This is a genomic window from uncultured Gardnerella sp., assembly GCF_947280595.1.
Lineage (GTDB): Bacteria > Actinomycetota > Actinomycetes > Actinomycetales > Bifidobacteriaceae > Bifidobacterium > Bifidobacterium vaginale_A.
Genome location: NZ_CAMYOS010000024.1, coordinates 1 through 8882, shown reverse-complemented (window position 1 = coordinate 8882; position 8882 = coordinate 1). Strand labels below are relative to the sequence as shown.

7 protein-coding genes are annotated in these 8882 nt (G+C 37.0%); 2 read left to right on the top strand and 5 right to left on the bottom strand.

What is annotated here, in order from left to right; translation table 11 throughout:
- Nucleotides 1–110: 110 nt before the first annotated feature.
- The 3 genes from Q0X59_RS05815 to miaA all read right to left on the bottom strand — a co-directional run bounded on the left by Q0X59_RS05815 (nucleotide 111) and on the right by miaA (nucleotide 2771).
- Nucleotides 111–854 carry a Bax inhibitor-1/YccA family protein gene (locus tag Q0X59_RS05815; protein WP_075523053.1) on the bottom strand — a complete coding sequence of 248 codons (744 nt, stop codon included), beginning with the start codon at nucleotides 852–854 and terminating at the stop codon, nucleotides 111–113.
- Nucleotides 855–956: 102 nt separating this feature from the next.
- Nucleotides 957–1700, bottom strand: a complete 744-nt coding sequence (locus Q0X59_RS05810; RefSeq protein WP_075523054.1) for a GTP pyrophosphokinase family protein — start codon at nucleotides 1698–1700, stop codon at nucleotides 957–959.
- Nucleotides 1701–1775: 75 nt separating this feature from the next.
- Nucleotides 1776–2771, bottom strand: coding sequence for a tRNA (adenosine(37)-N6)-dimethylallyltransferase MiaA (miaA, locus tag Q0X59_RS05805; RefSeq protein ID WP_075523055.1), 996 nt, complete (start codon nucleotides 2769–2771; stop codon nucleotides 1776–1778).
- 161 nt (nucleotides 2772–2932) lie between these two features.
- Between miaA and Q0X59_RS05800 the strand changes: the two genes are divergently transcribed.
- Complete coding sequence (locus Q0X59_RS05800) at nucleotides 2933–4081, top strand: hypothetical protein (RefSeq protein ID WP_297643823.1); 1149 nt, start codon at nucleotides 2933–2935, stop codon at nucleotides 4079–4081.
- Between the two features lie 148 nt (nucleotides 4082–4229).
- Here Q0X59_RS05800 and Q0X59_RS05795 read toward each other — a convergent pair whose 3' ends face one another.
- Together Q0X59_RS05795 and Q0X59_RS05790 are read right to left on the bottom strand one after the other, a co-directional pair.
- Nucleotides 4230–5378, bottom strand: a complete 1149-nt coding sequence (locus tag Q0X59_RS05795; RefSeq protein ID WP_103042900.1) for a 4-hydroxybutyrate dehydrogenase — start codon at nucleotides 5376–5378, stop codon at nucleotides 4230–4232.
- A gap of 332 nt (nucleotides 5379–5710) precedes the next feature.
- Nucleotides 5711–6133 carry a DUF3052 domain-containing protein gene (locus Q0X59_RS05790; RefSeq protein WP_082266204.1) on the bottom strand — a complete coding sequence of 141 codons (423 nt, stop codon included), beginning with the start codon at nucleotides 6131–6133 and terminating at the stop codon, nucleotides 5711–5713.
- Nucleotides 6134–6537: 404 nt separating this feature from the next.
- On the opposite strand from Q0X59_RS05790, the gene nrdD reads away from it, so the two are divergent.
- The coding region (gene nrdD / locus Q0X59_RS05785; RefSeq protein WP_297643820.1) for an anaerobic ribonucleoside-triphosphate reductase at nucleotides 6538–8882 on the top strand (2345 nt) is incomplete at its 3' end.

Sequence of the window (8882 nt, the reverse complement as noted above, 5' to 3'; positions counted from 1 at the left end):
GCATTTTTGTTTTATTTAATTATTAGTTTGTTTTATTTAATTATCAATTGTTTTTTGGCTATTGCTTAGTTAATCAATTTTATGATTTGTAAATATAATATATTTATTTACTATTCTCGTCTATCTCCAAGTAATTGAAGAAGATAAACAAACATATTTATGAAGTCTAAGTAAAGTTGCAAAGCGCATAAAATAGACAATCTTTTTATAGCTTCAGGCTCATTTTCATATTGCTCAAACAAAGCACGCGTTTTTTGAGCGTCATAAGCTGTAAGACCAGCAAAAAGTAATATTCCAATAGCAGCAACTATCTTAATTAAGTTATCTGATGGAGCAAAGAATGATAGTGCGAGTTGTGAGATAACGAGTACTATCACGCCAACCATAAGAATTGGTCCAGCTTTAAGCATGTTGACTTTAGTAGTAAGTGCAAGCATTGTTAAGCACAGGAAGAATCCTGCTGTAAGACAAAACACTAAAGCTATAGAAGCTGTGGTGAAAATATCGAAAATCACTCCTAAAGTAAATCCTGTAATTGCAGCGTAAATATAGAATATAGCGCGCGCGACTCCAACTCTCATCTTGAAGATGCGTATGCCTAAAACAGTCGACAATATGATTTGAACAAGTACAATGCCAATCCAACCAAACATTCCAGTACTTTGAATAAAGTAATAGAATGCGTGAGTTGTTTGTGTATACATTGCAACAAGCGCAGTTACTAGCAAGCCAATTGTCATTTCGCCATAGACTTTAGTTATTGACGTGTGTTTTGCTTTTTCATATGCGTAAACAGCATTAGTGTCAATAACAGGTTGTGAGTTTCCATATGACTGTTGATTGTAATATGTCATATCTCTCCTTACTATTCGAAACTTATGTATGTAAAAGTAAACAGTATCACAGTTGAATTAACTATAGTATAGTTGCATTTTTACATTATTAGAACTTATGAGTTATGAATGAGGTGCATTTTCTACGCGAGGAGTACCGTTAATATCGCGGTGGATTCCTTGCATTAAAGCTTCAATTTTTTGCAAATTGCAAGCGCAATCAAGCAATGTTTGTGAATGTTCTGCAAGCTTACTATCTGGTAAATCAGCTTTATAACGCAAAGCGTGTTCCAAGCTGGCCCAATAATCCATTGCGATAGTGCGGAATTGGACTTCTACAGGCGTGTAATGAGCGCCGGAAGAAAGGAATACTGGAACTGCGTAAATCACGTGCAAGCTCCTATATCCATTAGGCTTAGGATTTTTAATATAATCCTTTACTTGTAGAACTTGAATATCTGTTTGCTCAGAAAGATATTGAGCTACAGCATAAACATCATCGCGATAGTTGCATATAACTCGTATTCCAGCAACATCAAAAAGGTTATCGCGTATAGCATGAGTAGAAATATCTAGATTACGTCTATGAAGTTTTTCAAAAATAGAATGCACAGATTTTAGACGGCGTTCCATGTGATGAATAGGATCGTGTGAGAAGCGAACTTGGAATTCGCTATCTAGAATTTCAAGCTTTGTGCTGATTTCATACATAGCTCCTTCATAAACTTGCATCATGTTTACGAAGTCATCTATCTGATCATTAGGCAATTCTGATATATAGTCACCTTCTGCTACCTTTGCATCGGTGCTTCGCAGACGTGCATAAAGCTCTGCGGAATTTACGCGGTTATGACGATCAAGTATCACGTCTTTATATCATACACATAAAGCTTTGAAATTGCCTGAGAATCTTTGCTAATCTTTACTAATCTTTGCTAATCTTTACTTAAATGTATCGCCAAGATGATGTTGAGTGACGTTAGTATTTAAATAATTAGTTGAATCTGCATCATGAATAATTGACATAGCAGCATCTGTAAGATCTGGTCTTAAAGCATCCAGCCAATGAATGCGAGCATCGCGTCCAAACCAGCCCATTTGTTTACGTGCAAGTCGTTTAGTTTTTTGTGCAATATCTGCGAAAGCATCGTCTTCGCTACATAATCCATCTAAATAATTGATAATTTGCTGATATCCAAGAGCTCTAGAAGCAGTAACGCCTAATCGATTCCGAATTTTAAGAACTTCATCTACAAAACCTTTTTCTCGCATTATTTGAGTTCTAATATCAATTCGTTTGTCTAAATCTTCACGTTTCAAATCTAATCCAATTTGTACGCAATCAATCACATACTTATAGCGCGGAAGACTTGCGGAATATGGTTTACCTGTTAGCTCAATAACTTCAAGAGCGCGAATAGTACGCCGTGGATTACGTGCGTCCATTTTAGATGCAGCAACTGGATCTTTTTCTTTTAATTCTTCAAATAAAGCTAGACCTCCAACTTTCCGCTCACGCTCTTCTAAAGCTTTTCTAATTTCAGGATCTGTTCCAGGGAAAGTAATATCGTCAACTGCGGCGCGTGCGTATAATCCACTTCCGCCAACTAAAATTGGTCGTATTTCACGATCTTGAAGTTCATGAATACAATTTCTAGCTAAAGTTTGAAAGCGAGCAACGCTCATAGTTTCTTCTGGATCAATAATATCAATTAAGTGATGTGGAACTTCAGCTTGTTCTTTTGCGCTTGCTTTAGCTGTACCAATATCCATATATTTATACATTTGATAAGCATCTGCGTTAATAATCTCAGCTTTAACTCCATTTTTAGCTAAACGTTTAGCTATCAAAATGCCTAAAGATGTTTTGCCTGAAGCAGTTGGGCCAACGATTGAAATAACTTTTAATGAATTATCTTTTTCATAAGATAGACACATATTCGTTAGACTCCTGTTACGCTTAATTTTCAATAATGTAGCTACACTTGTTGAATTATATAAAAACTGACGTGATATGTGCAAAAAATATTATTAGTTTGTATTAAACTACGTATTCCGTATGCTCAAAATTATTTTAATAATTGAGGATGGCAATAGTTATGTTAAATATGTTGAAATTGAAAAAATTTTTGATTTTATTATTTACGTTAATAATAGTTATACCTCTGTTTTCTGGATGTTCAAACAGTAAGCAGAGTAGTAAAAAATCTGGATCGATAGAAAAAGTATGCGTTCATAATGCAAAAACTGCTGCATTGTATAAAAAAGTTTTAGCAAATGCTAGTAAATATAATTTTGATCCTGAAGGAACTGAGGATTCTGATAATAATCCTAAAGAAACTAAGTATTCTTATGCATTGGTCAATATGAGTAATAGAGATGTTCCAGATTTTATTCTTCGAAAAGATGCTAATTACATGTATCCTTTGAAGCTTTTTACTGTAAATAAAGACTACAGTGATGTTGTTTCTTCAGATGACTTAATTCATGAGGGTATGTATGTTTCAAATGGAATTAGAGTTTTTGTAGAACAATATGTAAATACTAATGCGCTAAGATACACTGAATTGTCTGGCGGAACAGGTGAAGCTGAAATTTATAAAGTTACTATGAATATTGCAAATAGTAATCCTGTTGAAAAAGAGAAATATTGGTCAGGGATAATTACTGATTCTCCTAAAGATAAAGTAAAACAAATCAATTTTGTTAGTGTAAATAACACTAAAATTCTCGATGATTTAGCTAAAACTGAAGATAATACTTATAAGAAGTCTATAAGTAGAAAAAGTGGAAAATTTGAATCGAAGAATAAGAATTCTAAGAAAGAGAATAAAAAATCTAAGAATGTTAAATCTTTAGCTAAGAAGATCGAGGACGAAAAAGCGAGTGGGCGACAAGTTGTTTTCGGAACTGTGAGAGTTCTTTCATATGATCAGGTTCTTAAAATGCAGAATATGCCAGATCCTAATCCCGGTTATGATCACAGTCGTGAAAACTTTATGCTGCTTATTTTTGATAATAAATCAAGCATTCTCTTAAATCATAGCGGAGATATGGGTAATACTCCTAAACCTAAAGATGCAAGTATGTTTGCATTAGAAAAAGATAGTGAAGCAGAACGAGCTATGAAAAAATATATTGGAAAAAAAGTTTATGTAAGCTTTAGAGTAAATGACGGATTCTTCCCTTCTGATACTAGCTTGCCTTTAGGTGAGCCACGGTTGGAAGAGCTAAAAGTTATTGAATAATTTTTAGCTCTTTCAAAAACAACTAATAGACTTTGCAATGTATATAATTTGTGATGTCTATTAGTTGTTTTTTTTTTAAATATTGCTTGCGTTCATTAGTTTATTACTTAATTTTTCTAAAGCGAGTGGTTGGTGTGAGTGTGCGGTTTTAGAAAGTAGATGTATAAACTTCTTCAATAGCACTTTCACTCATCGGCATATATGAGTTTTTCAAAAGGCGTTGCTGTTCTTTAACAACACTTTTAGACCAGCTTTGAATCATATCTTTTTTCATGCCATACTCGTGGAGCTTATGCTTAGGAAGAATTGTGTTAAGCACTTCATCAAGCTTATCTAGAACATCATCTTTAGAGCATTCAAGAATGTTAGACATAAATTCGAAAAGTTTAGAAAGTTCAGTGTTGTTCTTTTCGCTGTCTTTGTTTTTTTCGTTATTTTCACAATCGTGTTTAGCATAATAGCGTAAAACGCTTGTAAGAAGAGATGCATTTGTTTCGCCGTGAGCAACGTGGAAAGTACCTCCAAGAGGATAAGCCATAGCGTGAACGCAGCCACATCCAGCATTACCAAAAGCGATGCCAGCGTAAAGACTTGCTGAAAGCAAATCGTCTACAACTTGTTTTTTCGCGTTATCTCCGGCGTTCACAACTTTCATATAGCTTTGCAAAATAAGACCACAAGCCTTATAGCTAAACATTTTCGTAAGATCAGTTGCAATTGGAGAAAGTGCAGACTCAATTGAGTGTGTAAGAGCGTCAATAGAGCTTGTTGCAAAAACGTAGTCTGGAAGGCTTTTCAATAATTCTGGAATAAGAATTGCGTCACTAGCGTAGCAAGCATCGTTTGCTAAACCCTTCTTGGTATTGCGCTTAGTAAGCGAGAACACTGCAACGTTCGTAACTTCTGAGCCAGTTCCGCAAGTAGTTGGAACAAGAATAAGATCTGCTCCTTTTTGTACAGGAATCTTTCCGTCAACTAAATCTTCAAGTGGGCTAGTATGTTTTAGTGCGCAAACTTTAGAAATATCTAAAACTGTGCCGCCGCCAATTCCAATCACTCGTTTTGCAGGAGTGTGAATATCGCTCATAATTGCGTCAACCATTGCATCGCTTGGTTCGCCTTTACCGTAATTTTCTTGGAAAATCACATCGCAATCAAGATTTAAATTGCCAAAATATGGCTCCCAAATGTATTTGTTAGTTATAACTAAGTCGCCTTCTTTAAGATTAAACTCTTTTGCAAAATCTAGAGCATTGTCGAATTTGTGAATAGTTGGCTTAATTGATAGCTGTTTCATCCTAGACTCCTTTGTTTAATCTACTTGTCTTATATGACTGAGTTGAAGCCAAATAACTACTTTATTGTAAAACGTGCTTACGTTAAAAGCAGATGGTTTTTAATGTCAGACATGTAAGTTTATGACGTGTGTGTAGCTAAGTGAATTGTAAGCATACCCTAAAGTGCGCGGATTTGTGACTTGCATATTAAGTGTACTCTAAAGATAATTACGCATACTTGTGAAGTTTCAGTCGCGCGCTTAACAAGTTGCATGTAAGTGCTTAACGAGTTTCATGTAGGCGCTCAAGCGCGCATAGAAGTATGCGCAAGGAGCGTGTGCTTTTCTTTGAGTTACTTGCTTTGACCTTTGCCGAAAGCGCGTAAGCGAATTCCATTCCAGTCTGCACTTACAGTCAGAGGAGTTGCTGCATTCATTCCAGCTGTTTTTGCTGCAGATTGAACAGTGCTTGAACTTGGAGCTCCTGGGCGCCCTGGCTTAGGAATGAGAACCCACATTGGAGCGTCATCACTTAGCATGTTAGTGGCATCCATGATTGTGTCAGCAAGCTCATCTTCGTCATCGCCATCACGCCACCAAATGATTACGCCATCTACTGCAGAATCATAATCTTCATCTACAAGTTCTACGCCAGTAAGTTGTTCAATATTTGTACAAATGGCATCATCGACATCGTCATCCCATAGCCATTGTTGTATGACATCTCCGGATTGGAATCCAAATTCTTCTGCATGTTGAAAAGCTGTCTGTTCCACGTCACTCAATATATCAAATCGTCGCGAAGTGCGCTAAATTTACGGCGTGTATTCACATTTTCTTCTTTTTGTATATAAATTTACTTCAGTTATGAATTAGGATATTGGTGATTTTAGTGATAAAAATAATAAATATTTTAACTAAAAATAGTAATTTTTACAGTTTAATTTCGAGCGATTTCGTACGACACGCTTAAGACGCGCTTGAAAAATAAAGGATTTTACATAAATCACTATATATTGTGAGGATTCTTTGCTTTAACACTAGATATTGGATATGGTTCGGGTTATAGTTAATCGAGTTGCTCAAGATTAAGCATGATTTTTGTTTGATTTTGGCATTCATTTTACGGCAAAATCGTAGAAGTTAAATTAAAACTGAGAAATCAAGAAAGGTCTGTACAATGCAGGTCTACGAAACGACTTTAGAATCGACATCAAAAGATGAAGTTATCGCAGAAGGAAATGATTCTTCTAGTGATTCGCAGAAATCTCGTGTACTTGTTGAGAAGCGCGATGGTCGTGTGGTTGATTTTGATCCAATGAATATAATTATGGCGATTAAAGCTGCTTTTAAGGACTTAGGCAAAGAAGTTGGTCCTCAAGAAGAGCAGATGATTCGAGATATTACGGATCATATTGAAGCTGAGATTCAAGATCGTTATAATGGTCCAGCAAAAATTGAAGACATTCAGACTTTGGTTGAGCACAGTCTTATTGAAAATCATTTGTATGAGGTCGCTCGTTGCTATACAAGCTATCGACTAAATCGAGATATTGATCGTGCTAAAGCTACGGATATCAATGAAGCTGTTAATCGCCTTGTGAATCGTGATGAATCTTTGGTTCGTGAGAACGCAAATAAAGATTCAAATGTTTATGCAACTCAAAGAGATCTTCTTGCTGGAGCTGTTTCTAAAGCATCTGCATTCTCTATGCTTCCTCACGCTGTTTCTAATGCTCATATGAAAGGCGATATCCACTTCCATGATGCTGATTATTCGCCTTTTACTTGCATGAGTAATTGCTCACTTCCAGATTTTGGTGACATGTTAGCTAAGGGATTCGCTCTTGGCAACGCTATGATGGATAGTCCGAAGTCAATTGGTACAGCTGCTACTCAAGTTACTCAGATTATTAAAGATATTGCTGGTGCGCAATACGGTGGTCAGACTGTTAATCGCACTGACGAAATGCTTGAGCGTTATGCAAAGTGCGATTATGACAAGAATCTTTCCATGGCAAAAGCAATGATTCCTGATTCAACTCCAATTCAAGTCGCTAAAGATATGATTGATGGTTTGAAAGCGCAAGAACCAAAGAATCTTCATTGTTCAGATAGAGATCCTCTTCCACCTGACGCGCCATTTGACGATAATTTGAGTGAGCTTGATCAGATTCGTGAAATTTACGCGAAGATTATGACGCGCAAAGCTATTTATGACGCTATGCAAACTATGGAATATCAAATCAACTCTAATCGTGTTTCTAACGGTCAGACTCCGTTTGTAACTGTTGGTTTTGGCTTAGGTACTTCTTGGTTTGCTCGTGAAATCCAGCGTGCTATATTGCTAAATCGTATCCGCGGACTTGGTAAAGATCGTCACACTGCAATCTTCCCTAAACTTGTATTTACTATTAAGCATGGTGTAAATGCAGACCCTCAAGACCCTAATTACGATTTGAAGCAACTTGCTCTTGAGTGCTCTACAAAGCGCATGTATCCAGATGTTGTGTTCTATGAGAATATTGTTAAAATTACTGGCTCATTCAAAGCGCCTATGGGTTGCCGTTCATTCCTTCAAGGTTGGATTGATCCAAAAACTGGTAAGGATGTTGAAGATGGACGTATGAATCTTGGCGTTGTGACAGTCAATGTTCCTCGTATTGCTCTTGAATCTCATGGAGATGTAAATAGGTTCTGGAAGCTTTTTAATGAGCGAATGGAAGTTGCTCACCAAGCATTGAGATTCCGTATTATGCGTTGTAAACAGGCAACTCCAGTGAACGCTCCAACATTGTTCCGATATGGTGCTTTTGGTCGTTTGGAAGCTAACGAGAGTGTTGATCAGCTGTTCCGCAATGAACGCGCTACGGTTTCTTTAGGATACATAGGATTGTATGAAGCTACTTCTGTGTTCTATGGCAAGGATTGGATGCAAGATCACAGTTGGAATGAGGATGGCAAGCAATTTGCGCTTTCCTTGGTTCGCCGTATGAATCAGCTATGCCAACAGTGGTCTAAAGCTGAAGGTTACCATTATTCTGTTTATTCAACTCCTGCTGAGTCCTTGACTGACCGCTTTAACCGTATGGATCGTCAAAAGTTCGGTCGCATTGAAGGCGTAACAGATCACGATTTCTACACTAATTCTTTCCATTATCCTGTTTGGTTGCAACCAACTCCTATGGAAAAGCTTCGCTATGAAGTTGATTTCCCGTATCTTGCTTCTGGTGGATTCATTAACTACTGTGAATTCCCATGCTTGCAGGCAAATCCTAAAGCTTTGGAGGCTGTTTGGGATTATGCTTATAAGATTGGTATTGGTTATTTGGGTACGAATACTCCAATCGACCATTGCTTTGTTTGCGGATTCCAGGGCGATTTTGAGCCAACTAAGGAAGGTTTCCGTTGCCCTGAGTGCGGCAATAGCGATCCTGATAAGTGCAATGTGACTAAGCGTACTTGCGGATACTTGGGCAATCCTGTTCAGCGCCCAATGGTTCACGGACGTCACGAGGAAATCGC